At 55.1% G+C, this 24,217-nt stretch carries 24 protein-coding genes; 17 read left to right on the forward strand and 7 right to left on the reverse strand.

The genetic code is table 11. The features are described from left to right. Positions 1-85 precede the first annotated feature (85 nt). Positions 86-982 (forward strand): TapB family protein, encoded by an 897-nt coding sequence (locus COMA2_RS14775; protein ID WP_090899856.1) that lies wholly within the window; start codon positions 86-88, stop codon positions 980-982. On the opposite strand, the gene COMA2_RS14780 is transcribed toward COMA2_RS14775, so the two are convergent. Then, positions 875-3,823, reverse strand: coding sequence for a proline dehydrogenase family protein (locus COMA2_RS14780; protein WP_090899858.1), 2,949 nt, complete (start codon positions 3,821-3,823; stop codon positions 875-877). The two genes, COMA2_RS14775 and COMA2_RS14780, sit on opposite strands and share 108 nt — an antisense overlap. A 230-nt stretch (positions 3,824-4,053) precedes the next feature. On the opposite strand from COMA2_RS14780, the gene COMA2_RS14785 reads away from it, so the two are divergent. The 9 genes from COMA2_RS14785 to COMA2_RS14825 all read left to right on the forward strand — a co-directional run bounded on the left by COMA2_RS14785 (position 4,054) and on the right by COMA2_RS14825 (position 8,643). Continuing rightward, positions 4,054-4,929 carry an Mrp/NBP35 family ATP-binding protein gene (locus tag COMA2_RS14785; RefSeq protein WP_090900170.1) on the forward strand — a complete coding sequence of 292 codons (876 nt, stop codon included), beginning with the start codon at positions 4,054-4,056 and terminating at the stop codon, positions 4,927-4,929. Between the two features lie 24 nt (positions 4,930-4,953). Continuing rightward, positions 4,954-5,265 carry a Rieske (2Fe-2S) protein gene (locus tag COMA2_RS14790; RefSeq protein WP_090899861.1) on the forward strand — a complete coding sequence of 104 codons (312 nt, stop codon included), beginning with the start codon at positions 4,954-4,956 and terminating at the stop codon, positions 5,263-5,265. Positions 5,266-5,458: 193 nt separating this feature from the next. Then, a complete protein-coding gene (locus COMA2_RS14795) occupies positions 5,459-5,824 on the forward strand; it encodes a hypothetical protein (protein ID WP_090899863.1) in 366 nt (121 codons plus the stop codon). Between the two features lie 3 nt (positions 5,825-5,827). After that, positions 5,828-6,202 carry a hypothetical protein gene (locus COMA2_RS14800; protein WP_090899866.1) on the forward strand — a complete coding sequence of 125 codons (375 nt, stop codon included), beginning with the start codon at positions 5,828-5,830 and terminating at the stop codon, positions 6,200-6,202. After that, positions 6,199-7,143 carry a lipoyl synthase gene (lipA, locus tag COMA2_RS14805; protein ID WP_090899869.1) on the forward strand — a complete coding sequence of 315 codons (945 nt, stop codon included), beginning with the start codon at positions 6,199-6,201 and terminating at the stop codon, positions 7,141-7,143. The genes COMA2_RS14800 and lipA overlap by 4 nt, the downstream gene beginning before the upstream one ends. Before the next feature lie 82 nt (positions 7,144-7,225). Further along, complete coding sequence (locus COMA2_RS14810; protein ID WP_090899873.1) at positions 7,226-7,381, forward strand: addiction module protein; 156 nt, start codon at positions 7,226-7,228, stop codon at positions 7,379-7,381. Positions 7,382-7,491: 110 nt separating this feature from the next. Then, positions 7,492-7,638: a hypothetical protein gene (locus tag COMA2_RS20285; RefSeq protein WP_175304637.1), complete on the forward strand. Its 147-nt coding sequence runs from the start codon at positions 7,492-7,494 to the stop codon at positions 7,636-7,638. Between the two features lie 296 nt (positions 7,639-7,934). Continuing rightward, entirely contained in the window at positions 7,935-8,336 is a 402-nt protein-coding gene (locus tag COMA2_RS14820) for a type II toxin-antitoxin system RelE/ParE family toxin (RefSeq protein ID WP_090899880.1), read from the forward strand. Then, positions 8,326-8,643, forward strand: a complete 318-nt coding sequence (locus tag COMA2_RS14825; protein ID WP_090899882.1) for a helix-turn-helix domain-containing protein — start codon at positions 8,326-8,328, stop codon at positions 8,641-8,643. Before COMA2_RS14820 ends, COMA2_RS14825 begins: the two co-directional genes overlap by 11 nt. A 63-nt stretch (positions 8,644-8,706) precedes the next feature. Here the strand turns inward: COMA2_RS14825 and COMA2_RS20940 are convergent, their stop codons facing one another. Beyond that, positions 8,707-9,804, reverse strand: a complete 1,098-nt coding sequence (locus COMA2_RS20940) for a helix-turn-helix domain-containing protein (RefSeq protein WP_281176451.1) — start codon at positions 9,802-9,804, stop codon at positions 8,707-8,709. Between the two features lie 337 nt (positions 9,805-10,141). Here COMA2_RS20940 and COMA2_RS19885 point away from each other — a divergent pair, with 337 nt between their 5' ends. From COMA2_RS19885 to COMA2_RS14840, 3 genes are all read left to right on the forward strand, one after another. After that, positions 10,142-10,573, forward strand: coding sequence for a hypothetical protein (locus COMA2_RS19885; RefSeq protein ID WP_139077402.1), 432 nt, complete (start codon positions 10,142-10,144; stop codon positions 10,571-10,573). Positions 10,574-10,947: 374 nt separating this feature from the next. Further along, positions 10,948-12,138 carry a hypothetical protein gene (locus COMA2_RS14835; RefSeq protein ID WP_139077404.1) on the forward strand — a complete coding sequence of 397 codons (1,191 nt, stop codon included), beginning with the start codon at positions 10,948-10,950 and terminating at the stop codon, positions 12,136-12,138. A 98-nt stretch (positions 12,139-12,236) separates the two neighbouring features. Continuing rightward, positions 12,237-13,202 carry a hypothetical protein gene (locus COMA2_RS14840; protein WP_090899891.1) on the forward strand — a complete coding sequence of 322 codons (966 nt, stop codon included), beginning with the start codon at positions 12,237-12,239 and terminating at the stop codon, positions 13,200-13,202. A gap of 411 nt (positions 13,203-13,613) precedes the next feature. Here the strand turns inward: COMA2_RS14840 and COMA2_RS14845 are convergent, their stop codons facing one another. From COMA2_RS14845 to pgm, 5 genes are all read right to left on the reverse strand, one after another. Beyond that, on the reverse strand, positions 13,614-13,919 hold the full coding sequence (locus tag COMA2_RS14845; protein ID WP_090899894.1) for a HigA family addiction module antitoxin: 306 nt from the start codon (positions 13,917-13,919) through the stop codon (positions 13,614-13,616). Continuing rightward, positions 13,919-14,080, reverse strand: a complete 162-nt coding sequence (locus COMA2_RS21390; RefSeq protein ID WP_090899897.1) for a type II toxin-antitoxin system RelE/ParE family toxin — start codon at positions 14,078-14,080, stop codon at positions 13,919-13,921. The genes COMA2_RS14845 and COMA2_RS21390 overlap by 1 nt, the downstream gene beginning before the upstream one ends. A gap of 336 nt (positions 14,081-14,416) precedes the next feature. Continuing rightward, positions 14,417-14,653 (reverse strand): type II toxin-antitoxin system BrnA family antitoxin, encoded by a 237-nt coding sequence (gene brnA / locus COMA2_RS14855; protein WP_090899900.1) that lies wholly within the window; start codon positions 14,651-14,653, stop codon positions 14,417-14,419. 93 nt (positions 14,654-14,746) lie between these two features. After that, on the reverse strand, positions 14,747-15,559 hold the full coding sequence (locus tag COMA2_RS14860) for a class I SAM-dependent methyltransferase (protein ID WP_090900173.1): 813 nt from the start codon (positions 15,557-15,559) through the stop codon (positions 14,747-14,749). A 13-nt stretch (positions 15,560-15,572) separates the two neighbouring features. Further along, positions 15,573-17,219, reverse strand: a complete 1,647-nt coding sequence (gene pgm, locus COMA2_RS14865) for a phosphoglucomutase (alpha-D-glucose-1,6-bisphosphate-dependent) (RefSeq protein ID WP_090900176.1) — start codon at positions 17,217-17,219, stop codon at positions 15,573-15,575. Positions 17,220-17,509: 290 nt separating this feature from the next. Here pgm and COMA2_RS14870 point away from each other — a divergent pair, with 290 nt between their 5' ends. From COMA2_RS14870 to COMA2_RS14885, 4 genes are all read left to right on the forward strand, one after another. Next, positions 17,510-20,872 (forward strand): YhdP family protein, encoded by a 3,363-nt coding sequence (locus COMA2_RS14870; RefSeq protein ID WP_175304638.1) that lies wholly within the window; start codon positions 17,510-17,512, stop codon positions 20,870-20,872. Positions 20,873-20,995: 123 nt separating this feature from the next. Continuing rightward, positions 20,996-22,144, forward strand: a complete 1,149-nt coding sequence (locus COMA2_RS14875) for a M24 family metallopeptidase (RefSeq protein ID WP_090899906.1) — start codon at positions 20,996-20,998, stop codon at positions 22,142-22,144. A gap of 71 nt (positions 22,145-22,215) precedes the next feature. Beyond that, entirely contained in the window at positions 22,216-22,653 is a 438-nt protein-coding gene (locus COMA2_RS14880; protein ID WP_090899910.1) for an archease, read from the forward strand. Then, entirely contained in the window at positions 22,650-24,101 is a 1,452-nt protein-coding gene (locus COMA2_RS14885; protein WP_090899913.1) for an RtcB family protein, read from the forward strand. Before COMA2_RS14880 ends, COMA2_RS14885 begins: the two co-directional genes overlap by 4 nt. Positions 24,102-24,217: the final 116 nt, after the last annotated feature.

Here is a 24,217-nt window from a genome sequence, read left to right on the forward strand (position 1 = left end):
TCCAAACTCCGCCCGATATCGATCGGCTTGCCGCTCCCTCGACTCCTATGGTACCGTCACAACAATCGTATCTGGAGTTGGGATAATGGCAAAGCTTCACGGTGCTGTGCGATTCGTATCGGCGGTGGGATTGTGCGCATTCCTGGGTCTTTACCCGTGGCCTGTGGCATTCGGAGCGGAGGAGCCGGTCACGATTTCAAAGTCCGAGGAGTATTTCCCCGATACGGTCGGGAGTCGCTGGACCTATCGTGGCCAGATCAGCGAGGGGCCGCTCCAAACTGTCGAACTGAAATTGTTCACGAATGTGTCGACGGTCACGGGAACCAAGGCCATCAATGGTGTCACGGTAACCGTATTCCATGATACCAACCCGGGAAATCACGGAGCGTCGGATAGTTTTTATCGGCGCGACGCGGTCGGCATTGTGTACTATGGGTCGGAGCCAGGAACACCGTTGGAGAAACACATTACGCCTTACCAGATTTTCCGATTTCCACTGCGAGTTCCGTCATCCTTCCAACAGTTCGACCGAATAGGGGTTGATTTCGGCAACGATATGGATCGCGATCAAACCGATGAGACGGTCGATACTCAGGGCTGGAGCAAGGTGATCGGTCGAGAAACCATTACGGTCCCAGCCGGTACGTTCCAGGAGGCTGTCAAGGTTGAAGCGCGGATGAACATGAAGATCCACTTGTCCGGGAGCCGTCGAACCGTGACCGGAATCGACGTGATGACGGCGTGGTTCGCCAAGGGGGTCGGGCTCGTGAAGTATTCGGAGCGGCAGGAATTAGCCGCCGTCAAGGAGGATCGCGGCGTGGTCACGGAGATCACGGAAGAGCTTGAAGAATACGACATCAAAGCGGCCAAGGCCTCATTGAGTCGACTCGAATCCCCGGCGAAGGGTGTTCTCGCTGATGACCCTGGCGATCATGAACTGGGCCAGATAGTCTTCCCCGCCCGCTTTCGCACCAATCCCTGAAAAGCGATGTCCTCCGAATGGTTGACGGGCGACCAAGGCGCCGGTGATCGGTCGGTTCAGGTACAGATTTCCCACGTCAAACTGCTCTCGAGCCATCGCAAGATAAGTGGGACTCCTGGCGTAGACCCCTCCGGTCAAGGCATACTGGGTTCCGTTGGCCAAGCGGATCGCATCGGTAAAATCGTCGGCCTTCATGACCGACAACACCGGTCCGAAGATTTCCTCTTGTGCCAAACGGTGATGCGGTTGGATATCGACAAATACCGTCGGCCCGACAAAATACCCGGTCTGATCCACGGGTCGTTGCACGAGGAGCCGGCCTTCTTCGAGGCCGAGTGAAACATAGCGTTGTATGCTCGCTTGGGCTCGGGCATCGATCACCGGTCCCATCCTGGTGGACGGGTGTACGGGATCGCCGACCTCCACGCTCAGCACCGCCTCACGCAGGCGGGACACGAAGGAGTCATGGATGGCGCGATGCACGATGACTCTGGAGCAAGCCGAGCATTTCTGTCCCGCATAGCCGGTAAACGATGCGACGACGCCGGCGATGGCCTCGTCGAGATCGGCCGTCTCATCGACAATGATGGCATTTTTTCCGCCCATCTCGGCAATCACCCGCTTGACCATCGGCTGTCCGGGGGCCATGCGGGCTGCCTCGGTTAAGATGTGGAGTCCCACGGTCTTCGATCCGGTAAACGCGATCGTCACGACCTGGGGATGTGTGATGAGCGCTTGGCCGATCTCCGGCCCACCTGGGAGGCAGGTCACACAACCGCCCGGGACACCTGCTTCGATGAAGATGTCGGTGAGCAGAGTGCCTAAGCCGGGCGCGCGTTCCGACGGCTTAAACAGGACCGGATTGCCGGTCACAAGGGCCGCGGAAATCATTCCGGCGGGGATGGCGAGCGGAAAGTTCCATGGGGCGATGACGGCGGTCACACCGCGCGGCGCATAGGTGCGCTGGTTGAGTTCTCCCGGACAGTTGCCGAGCCGTACCGGTCCGGCCAGACGGTCCATTTCATCCGCATAGTAACGGAGGAAGTCGATCGCTTCGGCGACATCGGCGTCGGCCTCCCGCCATGGCTTGCCGACTTCAAAGATCTCCCACGCGGCCAGCTCGTATCGACGACGGCGTAGTTCAGATGCGGCCTTCCTTAGAATTGCAGCTCGCGCTTCCGGAGCGTTTCGCCGCCAATGGTTCCATTGTGCGAGCGCCTGTTCGATGATGTGGTCCAGATCGGATACCGCGGCGCTCCGAACCTGGGTCACGACCTCAGTTGGTCTGCAAGGATTACGGGATTCCAGCCAGGGACCGGTCAGTCTGATACCGGATGCTCCCCCGTGCCATTGCCGGCCCAGCTGAGATCGGACCGATCCGATGCTTCCTTGCATGGCCTCCCGCGCCGCCGCCTGTGAGAAATCACTATGCGGTTCATTGCTGAAAATATTTTTGTCATTCGTCGTGGCGTGCGGGAGCCGGTCCGGCGCTGTCGGAGGAGCGAGGAGCCGGGCCACGGGCTGGGATTCGACGTACTCTTTTTTGAGGAACGATTCGTTCGACGTATTTTCCAGGAGTCGCCGAACCAGATAGGCCATGCCGGGAAGCAGCCGTCCCACAGGGCTGTACAACCGCACACGGCGGCCTAATTTGACCATGGCCTGCTGGAACGGCTCCGCCATGCCGAAGATCATTTGGTACTCGCGCGCGTCGGCTGCCAGACCCCGCGATTCCGCATGGGCTTCGATGGCGGCCAATGTGCGAAGATTGTGCGTGCCGAACGCGGGTCGGATGAGATCGGCCTGTTCAAACAACAGCGAAATCATTCGCTCGTACTGCATGTCGGTTTCCGCCTTGTGCTCAAAAAGCGGAACCGGCCAGCCTGCTTGCCGATATCGAACGGTGTCGGAATCCCAGTAGGCTCCCTTGACCAGTCGGATCGTAATCGGCGCCCCACGTGTTCGCGCCCACGCCACCGCATCATGAATGTCCCGTTCGGTTTCTCGATGATAGGCCTGCAACGCGAGTCCGGCATAGGGATAGGATCGATAGGCAGGCTCGGCGAAGAGTTGCTTGAATATATGCAGGATCAGGCCTTTTGTTTCCGCCTGTTCCATATCGAAAATCAATCCGGCCGGCAGCGACTGCGCCAGATCCACCAACGGGCGGAGCCGCGCGGCGACCGACGCGTAACTTCCCTCGGGATCGATCGGATCCAACCGAGATGAAAGAGCCGAAATTTTGAGCGAAAGCTGCACGCGTGGGAGGGGTCCCAGGTGGTCTCGTTCGAGCAAGGGATTGGAAGGCCAGGTCTTCGTGGCGCGCTCCAGTTCCATTAAGGCGTTCAGACAGTGGTCACGATAGCGATCGGCTTCCTGCTCGCTGATGGTGGCCTCGCCCAACAGATCGACAGACCAGGCTCGTCCGTCTTTCCATAATTGCGACAACGTCGGAACGGCTTCTTCAATCGAGGCGCCGGCAATGAACGTTTTGGCCATCTCTTCGACCTGTTTCCTGATTGACTTGCCGGTGAGGCGTGCCCCTATGCCCGTAGAAGTGAGCACCTTCAATCCCCACTGAAGTCCGAACAACTCACTGCTCTCATGGCCGAAATATTCTTCGGCGAGCGAGACGACACGCTCATCGTCTTGAATGACCGGAAGGACATCGATGAAGTGGAACAGTCTGGTCTTAAACGACGCATCCTTCATCGCCAGATTGATCGCCGAATGGGACCACCAGCGGCTGTCAAAGATCGAAGGTGAAAGGCCGGCGGAGAGCCGGGCAAGTTGTTCGCCGATCCGGCGAATGGCCGGTTCTAAGGGGGGAGATGGTGTCATAGGTCGTCCTGAGAATGATGCGCTTCGCTTGAGTTCAGTATACCTCTCGGACGGACGATGGTCATCGTTCTTTGCTGCCCCGGTCGGCGCATGGACGATGGTCCGACCGGCCCATTTCCTTTCAGGCGCCGCATCCCTTATGATGGATGATATTGGGATTTGATGATGCCTCGATCAGAGACGGCATTGTTGAACGACGCGGTCGAACCTACCTGAACTGGAGACTCGCTATGGCTGATGAACATGCCCATGGGACGCAGCAGCCCCAGGGAAAAGATAATTTGATTCCCGGCGTCAAACATGTCGTTGCAATCAGTAGCGGCAAGGGTGGAGTCGGTAAGTCCACCGTGTCGGCGAACCTGGCTTGCGCATTGGCATTGGCCGGCGCGAAGGTCGGTCTTCTGGACGCGGATCTGTACGGCCCCAATATCCCCATGATGATGGGGTGTACCGCCGGCCCGGAACAGAAGGACGGGAAAATTCTTCCTGTTGAGAACTACGGGGTGAAATTAATTTCCATGGCGTTCCTGGTACCGGAAGAAACCGCGCTTGTCTGGCGTGGTCCGATGGTCCACCAATACTTGCAAGCTTTTTTCCGGGATGTACTCTGGGGCGAGTTGGATTACCTGCTGATTGATTTACCGCCGGGCACCGGTGATGTACAGCTCTCCTTGTCACAAATGGTTCCGTTAGCCGGGGCGATCACCGTGACCACGCCTCAAGAAGTTGCGCTCTACGATGTGCGCAAGGGCATGACGATGTTCCAAAAAGTAAACGTTCCGCTCCTAGGCCTTGTCGAGAACATGAGCCACTTTGTGTGTGGCCACTGTGGCGAGCGGACGGAGATTTTCTCCTATGGCGGGGGAGAGCGGGCAGCAGCCAAGGTCGGTGTGCCGTTCCTTGGCCGGATCCCGATTGATCCGGCCATTCGAGACGGGGGAGATACCGGCCATCCCATCGTCGTGGCCGATCCGGCATCCCCTCAAGCCGAGGCGTTTCGGAATATAGCAAAGAAACTCATGGAAGCGCTCGGCGATGCCGGGAAAACCGGCTCGTCCATCGATAGTTTGCTCAAGAAGATCAAGCAGCCGTTCAGTACCAATTGAGCGGTCTCAAATCGGAGGGAAGGCATGGGAGAGTTCGTGCGTGTGGCTGCGGCCACGGATATCAAACCCGGGCACGGTATCGTGGCGGAAGCGAACGGAAAGACGCTGGCCGTCTTTAATGTGGATGGGACGATTCATGCGATCAACAATACTTGTTGCCATCGAGAAGGTCCGTTGGGAGAGGGAGAGTTGGAAGGTGACATCGTCACCTGTCCCTGGCACGGATGGCGGTTCAATGTCACGACCGGCGCCTGCATGAATAATCCCTCCGCGAAAGTAGAAGCCTACCAAGTGAAAATCGAGGGCGACGATGTGCAGGTATTGCTGGATGTCTGAAGTCATCTCTCATAGACGGAATCCTAATGCCCGCAGGGTGTTCAGAAAGGCCGTCCAGCAAGGCCGCAGCGAGCGAAGAGGCGAGGCGTACGCTTTGGTACGTTGAGCCTCTGAGCGATGCGAGAACGCCGCTGGCGGACTTTGTCAACAGCCTGCGGGTTATCTGCCGTTGTCTCAGAAGGAGGGAGAACGTATGCCTGTCTCGACGAACGATCAAACGGATATAGCGGCCGCGCTGGTGCGCCTCTACGTGTTTTTGACTCAATACCTCGATCGTTGCTTCGATGAAGCAGCTCGGAAGAGCTATCCGGATTCCGAACTCCAAGGGCATCTCGATGAAACGCGACAACAGCTCATGGAGATTCTGTCGGTGAATCCCGTTGTGAAGAGGAAGCTCGCCGACGAGTGTGACCGGATTCTGGCGCTCGGCGCCTCCTGCCTCAAATCCGGCGCGGTCGATCCCAAGATTCGAGAGATGATGCAAGCGGAACGGGCCATACTCAAAAACAAGACGATTGCGTTGAGTGATTTGGTTGCCGTGTATCGAGCCTTAGCATGAGCGATGGGGCAGACGGGATTCGATAAACACCAACTCGCCGGGTTGGACAACCGGGAACGGGGATTCAGCAGGCCGGTCGAGTTTGAACGGGCCGGAGAAGGCTACCGAGCTCTTGTACGGTATGAGGCCGTCCGTGTCACGACGGAGGTTCATCCGACCCAGGATGAGGCGCTCACCGTCTTGATCCGGACGTTGCATGCTCAAGGCTACCGGCAGCTCAAGACTCAACGGAGCTTTCGCGACGGGGTCTATCTGGGTTCACAGGAACTGTGGGTAGAATATCCGGATCCTCCACAAACTGAGCCTGACCGACCCGGCCTTTTGGGGAAAGTTCTAAGTTGGTTCCGGACCACCTCTTCGGATGGATCACGGTCATGAGTTTTGTTCCTCTTAACCAACTCCGCTCCTCTTCTTCTACTGCCATTCATCACCCATCACCCATCACCCATCAATCATTCCCTATCACCCGACCTCGCCTTCCCTCCTGGTTTAAGGTTCAGGCCAAGACTGGTCCGGATTATCTCGATATCAAGCAGACCATGGAGCGGCTTGGTCTCCATACTATCTGCGAAGAAGCTCGCTGTCCGAACCGGTGGGAATGTTGGAATGCCCGCACGGCGACGTTCCTGATTCTTGGCGACATCTGCACCAGGCGTTGTCACTATTGTTCGGTGGAGACAGGACGACCGCACTCGTTGGACAAGGAAGAGCCAGGCCGTGTTGCAGAGGCAATCCAAGCCCTCGGCCTGCGCCATGCCGTGATCACGTCGGTGAATCGCGATGAATTGCCGGACGGCGGGGCATGGGCGTTCGCGGAAACGATCCGGCAGACCAAACGGCTGAATCCGACCTGTACGATCGAGGTGTTGATTCCGGACTTCGAAGGTAACGAGGAAGCGCTTGCAACGGTCTGTGGCGAGAGGCCGGAGATTCTCAATCACAATATCGAAACAGTTCGGCGACTCTTTCCATCGATCCGCCCGCAAGGAAAATATCAACGCTCACTCGACGTGCTCGCGACGGCGAAGCAACGTGGGATGAAGACCAAATCCGGCCTGATCCTGGGCATGGGTGAGACGCTTGAGGAGGCGCGCGAGGTCATGCGCGATCTCCGAATGGTCGATTGCGACATCATCACGATCGGCCAATATCTCCAACCGACGAGAGACCACCCCCCTGTCGCCCGTTTCTACGATCCCTCCGAATTCGCCGTGCTCAAGGAAGAGGGCCTTGCGATGGGTTTCAGCCATGTCGAATCCGGTCCGCTCGTCCGCAGCTCCTATCATGCGGAGCAGCAGGTAACTGGCAAGGAATTGTGACCGTGTCTCTATCTGCTGAAGCCGTTGCAAACGGTATGGAATCGCCGTACAGTGGTGGCGGAAGTTCACTGAAAAAACCGCCATGCCAAAATCAGTCGCTGAATTAGAACAAGAAGCGAGTCGCCTACCGAAGAAGGATCGTGCGGTCGTGGCGCACCATCTCATTGCCAGTATCGACCCCGGAGAAGATGTCGATGCGGAAGCGGTCTGGCTGGAGGAGGCTGAACGTCGCTATTAAGCATACAAACAAGGGAAGTTATCAGGCAAACCCGCCGAGCAAGTTTTTCGCGAAGCCAAATCTAAACTCGGATGATGACGGCTATCTTTCTTCCTCCTGCTGAGGAGGAAATGATTGCTGCTGCTCAGTACTACCAACAACAATCAGCCGGTCTCGGATCGGAATTCCTCACTGAGGTCGAACGGACGGTAGCCGCTGTCCTGGTCCATCCGGAAGTCGCGCCCAAGGTGAAGAAGAGCTCAGGCGTCAGCTCCTGAAACGGTTTCCATTTGAGATTCTGTATGCGGTTGCCGCTGATGAAGTAGTCATAGTCGCGGTCATGTATCTTCGACGCCGGCCTGGGTATTGGGAAGATCGGCTCAATTTTTATTAAAGCCGAGCCGAGAAAACATTCTCCACGCCTAAGCTAATCATATTCTGCGTGCCTTTCACCACCTTAGGTCTTCAAGCAGACCTGCCTCAACGGCGCTGCGTCACCGTCGTTGCGCCTTCGCATCGACTCTTTCGCTTGTTTGATTGATAGCATATATGCTATTTTCTGACGGAAAAGAGGATGATGCATCCCTCAAGTAAGTCGCCACTAACCCGATTGGTCTATGACGGCAGGGTCCTCCGAATTGAGTTTTACGTTGCTCCGAATGGCACCGCACCAGCAGAAGACTGGCTCGAACAGCTTTCGGTCGCAGCCCAGCAGAAGTTCGCAGCTCTGTTTGTGCGGATGGGGGACACTGGAAAGATCTGGAATGAGCGTAAGTTTAAACATTTGACCGGGACCGATCAGCTCTTCGAGTTTAAAGTCGAGGCTGATCGCATCCTGTGCTTCTTTTTCGTCGGTCGTCGGCTGATTTTGATGCATGGATTCAGGAAAGCCGTCGACAAAACACCACAACGAGAAATTGATCGAGCTGAAGCGTATAAAAAGGACTTTGAGGGGAGGGCTCGATATGAAAACTAAAGCTGTGGGAATGGGCAAAGGCTGGTTGGATAGAAAGCTAGTTAGTTCAAAATTCCGCAAAGGATTCGAAGAAGAGCTGCAAAAGCTGGCCATCGGCGAGCAGCTCGCTCGGCTGCGCCTGGAGGCAGGATTGACCCAAGCGCAAGTGGCGAAACGTACCGGCACCACAGCATCGGCGATCAGCCGCTACGAAAATGCGGAATACGATCGCTATGAGCTCCGCACGCTGCAAAAGATTGTCCGTGCCTGTGGCGGTCGACTGGAGATTTCCTTAGAGCCAGGACCAAAACCCCATCGAGCTGCATAGTGCATGGTTTCGTAACTCAATAGTCAGGCCAGCCCTATTGTCCCGTGCCGAGGTTATCTATCCTCATTCCCTGCCTATGGATTGTGTGGTGCCTGTGACCATTGCCGCGGCAGCGGTTCGGTTCTCCACTCCCAATTTAATATAGATCCGTTCCAGATGTTTCTGAACGGTGCGGCGGCTGATCCTCAGAATCATGCCGATCTCGGGATTCGTCTTGCCTTGCGTGACCCATCCCAAGATTTCCGACTCCCGAGGGCTCAGCCCAAGGAACTCACAATCTCTTGCCACAGGCGTAGTCCTACGTTCTTCGAGAATTAGTAGATACTCTAACCCCTTCACGATCAGCCGGACGGTCAGGCGGCCCGATTCTCCTTGGATCAACAAGGGCTGGAGTTCTGGTTGTACATCGTCTGCTCGGGCTAGTTGCCGTTGATAGTGAGTCAGCCAGTCTCTTAAGCGGGTAGGAAGCCGGTTGGAATCGGATCGCGTTTGAAGCCCGTATTGCTTCAGCAACCTCTGCGCGTATGGTGTAACAAACCGAACGCCTCCGTCTTGGGTCACTAAAATAAGAGCCTGCTGTCCCTCTTCCATTGCGTGATTCATGGCTGTCAGCTGATGTTGCATCTGAGTGACCGCCAAGGCGTTCTCCAAAGCGCGCTTGAGATGGGAGCGAATGGCATTCAAGACGGTTTTGGTGGAATCATGAAACTCCTTGCCGTTACGGTGACGACTGATGGACATCAACCGCCCATTTGCGGCCTTCATCCCAAGAAATAGCAGATAAGACATCTTGAGCGGCTTGTAGAATTCGTTATGTAATACCGTCTTGTGAAATTGATGAGGCGGCACAAAATCTGAAATGATATGGGCCGAATCATCTTGAGTGGTGAGCCAATGGGTGACAACCGGATGCTCATGCACGTTCTGTTGGAGCACGGAGGCATAGTGTAAGGGATCGGGGCAGTACGGAAGTTGATCGGACTTGTAGAGGATCGTGCCGTCATCCAACATAAATTCGTTGTACGACGTAAAATCACCTTCCGTGATCGCGGGCAATGCCGTGATCACATGATCGGTGAACTCCTCGTGCGTCCGCAGTTGATACAGATCAAGTAAGAACTCAGATACCTGCCGCAGTTGCTTCCCTGTTAGACGTTCCATCGTCATGCTCCGAACAAAGATCCGCTATCTTACTTAGTGCAGTAGTATAAGTACAACACCGTACGTTAGGTGGCGTATTTCTAGCACAGCTTCGGTTTGCTACAAGGGTCATTACGTATGAATAGGGGCTGGAGCCACAAAGCAGGCATTGCGGAAGGTGAACGGATATCACATGAGACCGGCGTCGGTCTCGTGGAAGATCGACGCTACAGATGCGAGGTAGTACAGAGGTTCCTCCTGATTGGAAATCGGTATGTTAGCGCGGGGTAACGGCAATAATTCTTGAAAAGACACATATTCTTTGCACAACGTCACTTACACAAAGGAGGTTAGCAAAATGAAGTGGCAAATCTTCATGGGGGTCGCGCTGACTGCTCCATCTTATGTTTTTGCCGCAGGAAATACCGTTCCGATTGACGTTACGGTGGACACTGGCTCTCATACATGTACGAGTATAGGGCAGGATCATAGGGCCTACAGAGATATATATGCAGGCGATGGCCGATATTTCTTTAAAGAACAGCTTGCCGAAAAAACAAAGTTTGGAGCGGGAAATTGCGAATACAACTCCGACGGCGGAGGAAACGCCTATGAGACAAGAAGCTTTTGTGTGACTGATGCCGATGGTGAGAAGGAATGCTCCCAACGATTAGTTAGAGTCATTGTCAGGGCATACGCAGACTGTACAAACAATCCTGGTAAACTTACTTCCAGAGTTGGCACAGAGTGCCGTTTTACTGCGACATCAAAAAAGGGGAATCCCCAGTAACGCACCTTTCGATAAGAAACATGTTCGGGCAGGGCTGGGAGGCAGAGCCGTCCCGCTTCTGGCTGTTTCGAAGAACAAACCTGGGCAGGACCGTTGGAAGTTTTCCTGAGGATACGAGTGTCCAAACACCATGACCTACTGGCGAAAGAAGTAACATGCGAAGTTTATTGATAGATTCAGATAGACATTCTGCTCAAATTCTCATGAAACGATTTTTTTTGTGCCCATGTGCTGTCCTACTGGGCGCACTCTTAATACTTGCTGAGCCAGCACACGCGCTCATCACAGAGACAACCATTATGTCTGTGGGACTCAGTGAAGTTCGGTCTACCATTGAGTCATTGTTGGAATCGGCTCGCCAAAAAGGTGACTACTTGCTCATCCGTGCTGTGATTGAGGCGAAGAATGCAATTGATGCCTGGGAAGCTGCGAATAGTAGGCTATTAGGAGATGCTTTTAAGAAGCTTGACGATACTGCCAAGAAAAACTTCCAACGAATCGAAGGCCTTGTTGATGACATTAATCGAAAAGGAGCAGCCCGATTAGATCAGATTCAAGAGCTTGAAAGCTCAGCTGCGCAGATCGTTAGCATGATCACCCCGGATGGAGATCGACCATATATTCTCAAGCAGCGTCCCCGTGTAATTTATAGACAAAAAGAGCCAATCCGTATAACTCTCGGCGGTGCCAATCTTGATACAGCCGAAGCGGAGCTCTTGTTGCCAAATTCCTCCGAAGTGATTAGGCCATCAGGTGATGGAGAAAAGACCAGGTTAGTGTTCGATGTCCCTGTAGACAGATTTATATTCGATAAGGAGAGCTCAAGCTTAAATAAAATTAAATTAAGTTATCGAAACCCGCGCATCGGTTTCATAGGTCGGGTCGTGGAGACTTTCTCCAGTGCTCCACGTGTGACAAGAGAAATTGCGATTCTGGCACTACCTCTCAAGGTGGCTGACCTCGAGCTTGTCACAACAATGAAGGTAAAAAGGAAAATACTAAATAGACAAATCGACTGCCCAGGTCATCAGCAATATTCAGATGGGAAATGTCCGGGAAGAATGTGGGCCGAATCTGAATTCCGAGGGTATGACACAGATCAGGAGCGTGCAATACGACCTGAGGCAGGATGGAAATTTGATCTGGAAAAGAAGAACGCTTTTAGCTTCGAGCAGTACGGAGAAGGGAGAGGGAATTCATACTGTATCGGCTGGAAACCAAATGAAATCTCGGAAAATGGTCATGTCTTCAGAGCTCACGTTGGAAGAGAGAGAGCTATCCCAAGAGACAGGGACGGGGTCGTAAATTGCAAAGTCTTAGTCTATGAATATAAAGAGGAAGAAGGCACGATGCCTGGACTAAAAGGGCAATCAATTCTTACCTGGGCAGATCCCACAGTTTTCCCACTTCCCCAAAATCTAGAGTCGTTTACCTTAACTGGAAAAGTATTTGATGGGCGTGGATTTATTCACACCCAAACTGGAGCCAGTGACAAATTCTTTAAGGTCAAAGTCGACAACAATCTTTTCATGGTAATCCCGCAGGTCCCAGAGGACATATTCTGAGAAATCTATAGAGGCGAGTGTTTTGGTTTAATCATGAGCGAGATCTGGAACTCTCTTTCATGCACTATAGGGTCCGCAAGAAAATAATGAGAGGCGCAATGACAACACATCTCTTGAGAATGACGGTTCTCTTCTTGTCCTATTCGCTCTGTCTACAAGCCAACGCCGAAGATACTGAGATAGTTAAACGTGTTTCATTGTGGGAACAGCATGCTCCCTACTGTGACAGCGCTGACGGAACCCGCTCACCTTCCAAAGAGCATTGTGATGACGGTGATACGACACTTTTTAATGGATTGCTCTGTGCCGCAGGTGATGTTCGTGGATGTGATGCGGTTCGAAATGCACAAGAGGCATCAGGGCGATGGTATCGATCGCCACGGCTCCGTGTCAATCATCACGCGGCTGAAGGCGCGTCCCTCTCACCGGATATGGCACTTGGCGTCCAGCTCTATCTGGTAACTACTCGCGACACTGCACGGGCATATCAATGGCTCAAACAGATCGACGATACGGTCCCATGCGTGTTGCATAAACTTTTCTCATCCGACTGCTGGATTCGAAGCATCCCACGATTCTGCCCTGATTCGGCAAATTGCTCCATCCGCCCGGGAGATGCCGAAGTCTTGGCTGCAACAGTCGATTATCTCCACCAACAAGGCATGCCTCCTTTACCGAACGGTTCACTCCGTGGGTATCTTGGCACATTTGGCTCGACCTGGATTAATGACCACAATGCACATACGAACAAACTGGGGTACTCTCTCCATCTTGTCGCAGTAGAAGCCTGGTTGCTCAGGCTTATGGGCCATACAACCTCGTCAATCCAGGAAAGTATAATCACTATCAACAAACGTGACCCTGGGAACCCCTTCTTCGAGTATCTCCGCGATGGTTCGACTCCCCGCGTCCAGGAGATTCTCCTGAACACCTGTCCAAAAGATGTGGCGTCATTGCCTCAGAAGTATTTTCAATGGACTTGGGAACGAGAAATGAAAGAACAAGCCTGGAAAGAAACCATGCTGTGGGATTGCATCTTCATGGAAAAATTATTAGAAGGATGATTTTAGCGCGAAAATTGATGAAGTTTTTGTTTATCTCCTGAGGTCGTGGCCCAGCGTCAGAAGTCAGTGGGTCGGATCTTGTACTGTGCATTGTGAAAGCCGATAGAATTCTGAGAGGTGCTTCTCCCCACAGCGGACCAGGTACTCAGAAGTCAGCAATTTGAACGACATCATATCCAGCATCCCTGCCGGTTTCATGGCAGTTTGTGTTGCCTAAGTTGCTGACTTCTGAGTAATTGGTCTGTGGCGTAGAGCGGCTGACGTATTTAGATAGGATGCCGGCGATGAGGCTTTGGATGAGGCGCTGCCTGAGTTTATAGGTCGTTGAATGTTTAAGCGCAGAGGATCTTGTTATCCAACAGCTGTGGCAAGATATTAACCGGGCCGATGTTTCAGTACAGTCAGTCCGTTTTATGCGGGAACAAAAGGCTCGATCTTGATTTTCCGGGCCTGCTTGCGCATCTTGGTGCTGTCATACCAGGCCTGCATCTGGAGCAGCATCTCCATCTTCAGATGAAAGGCTTTTTCCAGCCGCAACGCCATTTCTGGAGAGAGCGCTGTCTTTTCATGCACCAAGTCGGAAAAGGTGGCCCGGCGCACACCCAGGATGGCACCGGCCTTGGTGATGCTGAGACCCAGCTCGTCCAGGATTTCTGTTTTGATGAAGCTGCCCGGATGGGAAGGCGACATGCCGATTTTCATGCCTTTTCGTGCCATTAGTGATAGTCCTCCAAATCCAAGTCATCCACATACCCATTCTCCTCCGCAAACGTGATCCGCCAGTTGCCGGAGGTTGAAATGCTCCATGCCCCTTTACGGTCGCCCGAGAGCTGATGCACCCACCAGCCGGGAGGGGCACTTTCCCGAAACACTCGCATATCCTCGGCGACAATCAAGGCCTATCAGGATATTCCGTATCCGGTTCACCAGGTCGGCCCGTAGTTCTTTGATCTGATCGCTCTCAAGCAGACGCTTGAGTCCCCGGTGGCGCACGGATCGAATGATCATCTGTTTTCAGAGTACGGTATAGGCGTACGTGTCTGCAAGAAACTTGTGTTCTCGAAAGCAGGTAAGGTCGCGTCTTGCAATCGGAACGGTTGGTTGGAGTTCTGATGACCGCGGTTCGCTCTCAAACGGGGGCCGTTACGTTGGCAACGGTTTCACGGTTTCAATCGATGTTGAGGAGCTTGACGGGGAGTCCGAGGGCAGTTGCCTCAACTCGCCTTCTTCTGTTCTTCCTTCAATCGCTCGGCGATCCACAGCTTGATCACCGATTGTCTGGTGACGCCTAGACGGCTTGCCTGAGCATCCAGTGATTCGATGATCCAACTGGGAAAATCCACATTCACTCGTCTCTGTTCATGCCCAGGACGGCGCGCTCTAGAAAGATCAAGATAAGGCGTCACGCCTTTCCCCTCATCGAACATCTTCTCGAGATTCTTGGCTTTCATGATAGAGTTCCCCGCAACATCGAACTCAACATACCCATCCTTGTAGAAAATATACCTGCGGAGAGTTCGTCAATCCAAGAGGATTCAACACTCTCAACCTTCGCAACCAGCCTTCGCAGCTCGTTTCCATCCTGAAAGCACACAGCGTTGCGCGATGAGCGGGGTGAATCGGGTAATGTCTTGCGCGATGTCGGTCATGAATCGGTTGGCGAGGGACTGATCCTCGAAACATTCGTACACGTCGTCGAGAAAGCCGCCACGGAGCAGCGGGTGATGGAGAAACTCCTGACCGGCGCCAGTTTTTACTTCAAGCGGATACTCGATGGCCTCGACTCGTTCAAGATCGAGTCGTTCAAGCCAACTTCGTCCGTCCCGCGCCGATGGTCGTTCGAGCAGATAGTCCTGGAATCGCTCTCGCTCGCTGATCAGCCCTTGTCGGGTCATCGCTTGATCCACTCGCTGCCACAGTGAATCGAATGTGCCGGAGGACGGAAAGGTCAGGACGAGCTGACCGTCCGGATTGAGATGGTCCACAAGTCCACGGACGGCCTCAAATCGATTGGGGCGAAAGAACATGACGGAGAGATTGCCTGTGATGCGATCAAATGTCGGCAGCGCGGGAGGCAGGGAACGCATATCCGCACATTCGAATCGAAGCCATGGCAATTGCGAGCCCTGAACGGCTCTTGCACGAGCCACCTGACCGGCGCTCGCATCGATCGCCAGCACCGCACCGGTCGGACCGACTTGTTCAGCGAGATAAAAGGCCGGAATGCCGTGGCCGGATGCGACATCCAGGATCCGTAGACCGGGTCGAAGGTCCAGGTGCTGGAGTAACGAATGCGCGAACGGCGTGGACCAATAGTCGTGCTTGGGAAGAGGCCAGCGGAGCGTGTGGTCGTTCATGAAACAAGCGGCATCACATGGCGGCCGCCAGCGCGCTGGAAACGATTGCCTGAGCTTCATCCTGGATCTTCTTGAGATGTTCCTTCCCTTTGAAACTCTCGGCGTAGAGCTTGTACACGTCTTCGGTCCCGGACGGTCTGGCGGCAAACCAGCCATTTCCGGTCACGACTTTCAAGCCGCCGATCGCCGCGCCGTTGCCTGGAGCCTTGGTGAGCATCGCCACGATCTTGTCGCCGGCAAGCTCCGATGCCTTCACTTGCTCGGGCGAAAGTTTGGAGAGAATGGCTTTCTGCTCCGGCGTGGCCGGGGCGTCGATCCGTTCATAGACCGGCTCGCCCAGCTCGTTCGTGAGGGCTCGGTACAACTCGGATGGATCAAGGCCGGTCTTGGCCGTCATTTCGGCAGCCAGCAGGTCCATGATGATGCCGTCCTTATCAGTCGACCAGACTGTTCCATCGCGTCGTAAGAACGAGGCGCCGGCGCTTTCCTCGCCGCCGAAACCAAGCGAGCCATCGAGCAGACCGCTGACGAACCACTTGAAGCCTACCGGCACTTCCACCAGTTTCTGTTTCAGTTTGGCCGCGACTCGGTCGATCAAGCTGCTGCTGACCAAGGTCTTGCCGATCCCGGCGTCGGATTTCCAGCCGGGCCGACTGGCAAAGAGGTAGGCAATCGAGACGGCCAGGTAATGGTTCGGATTCATCAAACCTGAACGAGTGACGATTCCGTGCCGATCGTTGTCGGCATCATTGCCGAAAGCCACGTCAAAGCGATCTTTGAGCGCGATCAGATTCGCCATGGCATAGGGAGACGAACAGTCCATGCGGATCTTGCCGTCCCAATCCAAGGGCATGAAGCGAAAGGTTGGATCGACTGCTGGGTTCACAATCTCTATAGGAATCCCATATCGCTCGACAATCGGCTGCCAGTAGGCTGCACCGGATCCGCCGAGGGGGTCGATCCCAAGCTTGAGCGCCGCGGCTTTGATGGTGTCCATATCAATCACATGACTCAGATCACTCACATAGGCCCCGATATAGTCGTGCGGATGTGTGGTTGATGCGCGTCTGGCCTGTTCAACCGGAAGACGTTTGACTCCTTGGAGTTCGGTGGCGAGAAGAGCGTTGGCTCGATCTTCGATCCACTTCGTAATCTGTGTATCGGCCGGCCCCCCGCTCGGCGGGTTGTACTTGATGCCGCCGTCTTCCGGCGGGTTGTGCGATGGCGTGATGACGATGCCATCCGCCAAGCCGGAGGTTCGGCCATGGTTGTAGGTGAGAATGGCGTGCGAGATGACCGGGGTCGGTGTGAAGCCCCCGTCCTTGTCTATGATGACTTCAACACCATTGGCGGCAAGGACCTCAAGAGCAGTGACAAAGGCCGGCTCCGACAGCGCATGCGTGTCTTTCCCCAAATACAGCGGCCCGGTCGTGCGCTGTGCGACCCGGTATTCGCAAATTGCCTGAGCAATGGCCACGAGATGATTCTCATTGAAGCTTCGCTTGAATGAGGAGCCACGATGCCCTGATGTGCCGAATGATACTCGCTGTTCTCGAACCGAGACATCCGGTTTCTCAGTCCAGTATGCGGATAAAAGTTTCTCTACATCCACCAGGATTGAGTGGGGCGCCGGTCGGCCTGCAAGAGTATGAATAGCCATGCTACAGATGTAGTTCGATTGTCCGGCCGCTGTCAACTGCGAAAGGCCAGGATCCGTTGCCCGATGACTCACCCTTGTCCCGTATCATAACGTAGTGGTTACCTTGGAGGCGCTCTTACGTCTGATGTGCGGCGTCTGATGTACGGATGGTTCTGTTCGGATGGACAGGTGTCTTCAAAACGATGAAATCAAGGAGAGAAACCCCTTATAGAATGCCGAGTTCATGGATTTCGAGTGAGTGATCCGGTAAAATGCCAAAAAGGATCCCTCTGTCATCTGAAGGGAGTGGTGTGTCCCGTCTTCGGCTTGCGCTCCTGATCGTACTCGTCCTTGTGGTGTCGGCCATCGCGTTCCTCTCATTTTCGAGGGAGCTGACCGGCCAAGATTATCTCAAAGATTTTGTCCTGGAACAGCTGGAGGAGAGCCTGGGAAGAAAGATCGATGTGCATCGTGTCAAGTTTGTGATCTTCCCGCGCATTCGAGCGGAACTCACCGATGTCAAGATTCACGATCCTGAATCAGAGCAGGTTGTTCTGACGGCCAAGCGCATCGATTTGGTCTTGCGCCTCTTGCCGCTTCTCAAAAAACAAGTGGTCGGCAAGCGATTGCTGATCGAGGAACCCACCTTGACGCTTCGGCGGAACGAACGCGGCCGCTGGAATATCTCCGACGAATTGAATGGGCAGGCCACGGATGCCGATCAGTACACGATGGACATGATGGGGCGAACGCTTATGATCAGAGAGGCGACCCTCGTGAATGGAACGATCACGGTGATCGATGCCGCCAGACCCGACGGCATTCGGTCTCTCAAGTTGGAGCACGTCGAGTGTCGGCTGCTGGTCCGGCCTGACCGTGGTTTGGCGGAGGTCCATGTGTCCGCGGCTCATCAAGGAGACTCAGGGCTCTCTGCTGTGTCACTGAATGGTGTCGTGAAACGAGCAGAGCCATCGGTATCGTTGTCCGGCGAAGAGACGGCTGAATCGGCCACTGGGTTTCAGTTTGACGGACAGATCGACGCCGCTGATCTCAGGATACGAGACGCGGCCGACTTTCTCGGACCCAGGCCTGTTTCCGAGCATCTTCAAGGAGCGTTGAATCTGAAGAGTACCGTTCGCGTGATGCCGGGGGTTGCCGGATACGACATGGTTCTGTCAGGCATGACCGCGCATTTAAATAACATCACCCTAAAAGGCACGGCCAATCTGGCCGGCCTTCTAACTCCTCAGCCGACGTTTGCGGTCACGTTCAGCAGTTCTCTCGTGGCTCTCCCGCAGCTGCTGAAAACCATTCCCCCCGACTGGATCCATTCTCAGCTGCCAGCCCTATTGGTGGATCGTCAGATCGACGGCAAGGTGCAAGTGGTGAATGCGACGCTCACTGGGTCCGCCACGACGGGCCCCCGACTTTCGACGGTCGGAGAGTTTCATGTCAGCGACGGTCGGGGCTTGATCGGCAGTGATCGGATAGCCGCGAAAGACCTCGCGGCGGTGGTGGTGGTCGAGACAGGGCGTGTTCGCATTGCGAAGGTTTCCGGCATGTACGGGGCGATGCAAATCACCGGTGGAAAGGCGGAGGTGTCGTTTCTCGACGCAGGCCCATGGCTCGAACTGGAGATCACGGGAGAGATGGCGGCGGCGCAGTTTGTAGACTTTCTGGCGAGGACGGTGAAAGCCGAACGCGTCACGCAGTTGCTCGCGGGTATCCGTGATGCCGAGGGGATGACGCAGTCGACGTTTCGCCTCGTGGGACCGTTGAACCAGTCCGGTGGGATCACGTTTGCCGGTGGGGAAATTACGGCTCGTCAGGTCAGTCTCACCCATGTGAATTTACCAGAGCGTGTGACCGGGCTGCAGGGAAGATTTGTCTTGTCCGATGGCGCCACACAGTTTGATCAAGTGGCCGGACATCTTGGGGAAATGGCTGTGCAGGTTCACGGTGCCATCACCGGAGGACCCCAAAGCCAATATCAGGATTTCGTCGTTCGCGCGCGCGGCGATGCAGCCCGGATCGTTCGGTGGTTTCGTTCCTCGGGCATTGAACAAACTGTGTCTGAAGGGATGCTCAGCTCGACGGTTGCGTTCTCCGGCTCGACGGCGAGACCTCATATCCAAGGGTCTGTTGTGTTGGATGAGGCCACAGTCGCGTTTGGGGTGATTGCAAAACCCGCCGGTCCTCATGCCACTGTGCAGTTTGAAGGGGTGATGCCTCAGTCCACCAGCGTCAAGCTCCAGCGAGTGGAGCTGGTCCTGCCCTCCGTGACTATTCCTGCCAAGGGAACCATGCAGTTCGGCAATGGTTTTATGATCGATATGGCTGTCACGACCGGCACGTTGTCGGTATCCAGCCTTCCGGAGTGGATATCCAAAGGTGGGCTTGAAGCGGGTAATATCGAAGTCTCGCTCGATGTCAAAGGAAAGGAGCCGGATTGGAGAACCTGGCGGGTGACCGGCTGGATGGGACTGACGAACGGGCTGATGCAGGCGAAAGGGATGGATGGGCCACTACAAGACTGCTATGCCCGCGTAAAGTTCGCCCGCAACGAGATCGAACTCAAGCGGCTGTCGTTCAAGATTCAAGGGAGCGATGTCGCCATAGAGGCCACGGTTCGAAATTGGATGGCGAAGCCGATCATCACCGGCAAGATCGAGTCCAATCAATTGGATTTGAGCCTGGTGATTCCGAAGGGGGAACGGACTCCGATCCGGGGGTTTCTCGAAACGTTGGCGGCGACCAGCCATGTCACCATGGCGGCGGCCGTTGCCCGTGGCCGATACAAGCATCTGAAATTCGGCTCGCTTGCCGCTCGAATCAATATTCAGGACGGAGTGCTGGATATCGATCGGCTTTCCGGCGAGTCCCCCCATGGGCATGTGGCCGGGCGGTTCGTCGTGCAACTTCCCCCCCAAGCGCCGGCGGATTTTGACCTGTCGTTCAGGGCTACCGGAGTCGAGCTTGAAGACCTCTTGCGGCTGACCAAAGCTCAGGTCCATGGCGCATCGGGAGAAGTTCGCTTCAGCGGCGTGCTTCGCGGGCATGGGCGCAATCCGCATGGGGTCTATCCTTCGTTGAACGGCAAAGTTGAGTTGTTGTTGGAAAATGGGCGCATCCTGAAAACGAATGAGCGGGCAGTCTGGAAGATCATTAGCTTGTTGAACCTCCCGGCTGTGTTGCAGGGGAAGGTCGATCTTGAAAAAGAGGGGTTGCCGTACAACAGGATATCCGCGACCGTTATGATTCAAAGTGGGATGTTTCAGACGGAAAATCTGATCATCGACAGCCCAATTCTGAAAATTACGGCTGCCGGGAATTATGACTTGCCGACAGACCAGCTGGATTTTGCCGTCGCGGTGAGTCCGTTCGGGTCATACTCGCAATTTCTCAAGACGATTCCGCTCTTTGGGCGAATCGTGGCAGGGGATCGCAAGGGCATCGCCACGGCGATGTTCACCATGAAGGGAGCGATGGAAGATCCCGAAGTCACCTATCTGCCGGTGAAGTCCTTTGCGTCCGGCCTATCGGGATTGGCTCAACTGGCCGTCGACGTCTTAACGAACACACTCAGCCTGCCTATCGATTTGATGACGCCGGATGAAGAGTCCGGAGTGCGCCCAAGAGATATGACTCCATCACCGGCTCCCGCCGTGCCGTGAGAGGCTCGATTCGTGACCGACTATTCTTGACCGACCCCCGCCCCCATGTTAGCATCCGCTCAGAATGTTGAATAGGCCGCTCCTCTCACCCGCCATCCCCGCCGTTGTCACGCTGATTCATCTATGAAACGCACGACGACTCCCCAAGCAGAAGTGGCCACACTGTTTATTGCCGCCAGCGAGCTTGACTCGAATCTGTACTATGCCACACGCTTCATGGCGCCGGACCCGTTCATCTATCTCGAAATCAAAGGCGAGCGGGTGATGGTCATGAGCGATCTGGAAATGGACCGCGCCAGGACCCAAGCCTCGGTGGATCGGGTATTGTCCTACTCGGACATTGAACAGAAGGCGAAGAAACAGGGAATCAAAGACCCGACGGCAGTCGATATCGTCCACGTGGTGTTGAAAGAGTCCAAAATCCGCCGTCTTTCGGTGCCGGCAAATTTCCCGATCATCCATGCCGCTCGATTACAAGAGCGGGGATACAGTCTCAAACCAAAGCGGGACCCGTTTTATGAGCAGCGGGTGGTGAAGACGGCTGAAGAAGTCCGTCATATCGAAGACGCGCAGCGGGCGACGGAAGAAGCCGTGGCCGCAGCCCACGCGATGTTACGCCGGGCCGAGGTCAAGGATGAGCAACTCTGGCTCGACGGCGCGGTGGTGACCTCGGAACGGATCAAAAAACTTGTCAACGTGAAGCTCATGGAGCGCGACTGCATCGCCCAGCATACGATTGTGGCAGGGGGGGAGCAAGCCTGTGATCCGCATAATGAAGGGACCGGACCGTTGCCGGCTCATCGCAGCATTATCTTCGACGTATTCCCTCGGTCGGCCACGAGTCGCTACTTTGCCGATATGTCGCGCACGGTGATACGCGGGAAGGCAAGCGTGGAACTCAAACGGCTGTATGGCGTCGTGAAGGATGCCCAGGAAGACGCCATCGACAAAATTAAGGACGGCGCGGATGGAATGAAGATTCATCAGGGCATCTGCGCGCGGTTTGAAAAGGCCGGATACAAGACCGGTTTGGTGAATGGACGCATGCAAGGGTATTTTCATGGGACAGGGCATGGAGTGGGGCTCGATATTCACGAGGCGCCTCGGATCAGTCGAACCGGGTCACTCCTCCAAGAGGGCCACGTCGTCACGGTCGAACCAGGGCTGTATTATCCAGGATTGGGAGCGGTCCGAATCGAAGACATGGTGTTGGTCACCAAGGACGGCTGCCGCAATCTCACCAATTTTCAAAAAGTCTTCGAGCTCGGATAGACCGCGATCCGGACCAGGGTCCCACATCTCCGCATGTTCCCATCGGGTGAGCACTCCGCTTCGGCACAGAGATGTCCCACGCATTTCATTTTCTGGACGACATCGCCACAGCTGATCTGGCGTTCGATGCTTCCGGCGATTCGCTTCAGGAAGTCTTTCAAGGAGCGACATGCGCCGTCATCGAAGCCTTGGCTGACCCTCCAACAGTGGGGGCCACGTGGCGGCAAACGATTGAACGAACAGATGAGGATCCTGCCGAACTGTTGTTCGATTGGCTCTCGGACCTCGTGTACTGGAAGGATGCGGCGGGGGTAGTATTTAACCGGTCTGAACTCACGCTGACTCACGAGGATCCCGGCTGTTGGAAACTGAGAGGGGCGCTGTATGGAGAGCCGGTCAATGGCTCAGTGCAGACATTGAGAGCCGATGTGAAGGGAATCACCAAGCATCTTTATCGGCTTGTCCAAGAAGGACATCGATGGACTGTTAGAGTCGTGGTGGATGTATGAAGCTCAATACCGCCATGCAGGTCGTTCGGATTACCGATGAACTGTGGGAGATCCCGCCCGGCGAGAAAGACGGCATGCTCGTTCCTGCGCGGATCTATGCCACGCCGGCCATTCTTCACTCGATGGATGCCGGCGTGTTCGAGCAAGTCACGAACGTGGCCTGCCTTCCCGGGATCAGACGGTACGCCCTCTGCATGCCGGATGGACATTGGGGTTATGGATTTCCCATTGGAGGCGTGGCCGCCTTTGATGTCCGTACGGGGATCATCTCGCCCGGCGGCGTCGGCTATGACGTGAACTGCGGCATGCGGCTCATGAGAACCGATCTAACCCAAAAGGAAGTGCAACCGTCGCTTGAGCGATTGATGACGGAATTATTCAGGAGAGTGCCTGCGGGGGTCGGCGCGAGCGGCTTTGTTCGGTTGGACCGCTCTTCGTTGGAAGATGTCATGGTCCATGGGGCCCGATGGTGTATTGAGCGGGGGTTCGGTTGGCATCACGATCTGGAAGCGATGGAAGAGAGAGGCTGTATCGCCGGGGCCGACCCATCCAAAATCAGCGACCAGGCGGTCAGTCGAGGCATCAATCAGTTGGGGACCTTGGGGTCAGGGAACCATTACCTTGAGGTACAGGTCGTATCGAGCGATCGCGTCTTTGATCAAGAGATAGCCTCAGCATGGGGCATCACCGGTCAGGACCAGATAGTCGTGATGGTTCACTGCGGGTCTCGCGGGTTCGGTCATCAGATCGCAAGTGATTACCTGAAAGTATTCGAAAAAGCGATGCGGAGATATGGGATTGCCGTCAAGGACCAGCAACTGGCTTGCGCGCCGTTTGCGTCCGTCGAAGGGCAGGACTATTTTGCGGCCATGAACTGTGCGGCCAACGTCGCTTTTGCCAACCGTCAAGTCATCACCCATCAGATCAGAGAAGCATTTGCCGCTGTATTCGGCCGATCGGCGGAAGAGCTGGGTATGGAGCTGGTCTATGACGTGGCGCACAATATTGCCAAAGTCGAACGGTATCCGGAAGGGGAGCTGGTGGTCCATCGAAAGGGTTCAACGAGAGCATTGGGGCCGGGAAGTCCTGAGCTCCCGCCACGGTATCGAACGACAGGCCAGCCGGTCATCTGCGGCGGTTCAATGGAAACGGGGTCCTATCTGTTGGCGGGAACGCAGGGAGCGGTGCGTGACACCTTTGCTTCAACGATGCATGGGTCGGGGCGCACGATGTCGCGAGCGCAGGCAAAGAAGGCTGTTCGCGGTGAACAGGTACAAAAGCAAATGAAAGAGCGGGGTATCCTTGTGAAGGCGGTCTCTATGTCCGGGCTGGCCGAAGAGGCGGGGTTTGCTTATAAGAATATCTCCGAGGTGGTCGAAGCGGTCGATCGTGCGGGAATCACAAAAACCGTGGCGGAACTTAGGCCGATCGGCAACATAAAGGGCTAGCAGGCTGTTGAAAAAGTCCGCCAGCTCGTTCCCCGCCTTGCCGAAGCGGCTTCGCGAGGCAGGTCCCATCGCTTGAAAGTGCGTGAAGCGTATCTGGTGAAACGTGAAGGACAGAT

Origin of the sequence: Candidatus Nitrospira nitrificans, assembly GCF_001458775.1 — a bacterium.
GTDB lineage: Bacteria > Nitrospirota > Nitrospiria > Nitrospirales > Nitrospiraceae > Nitrospira_D > Nitrospira_D nitrificans.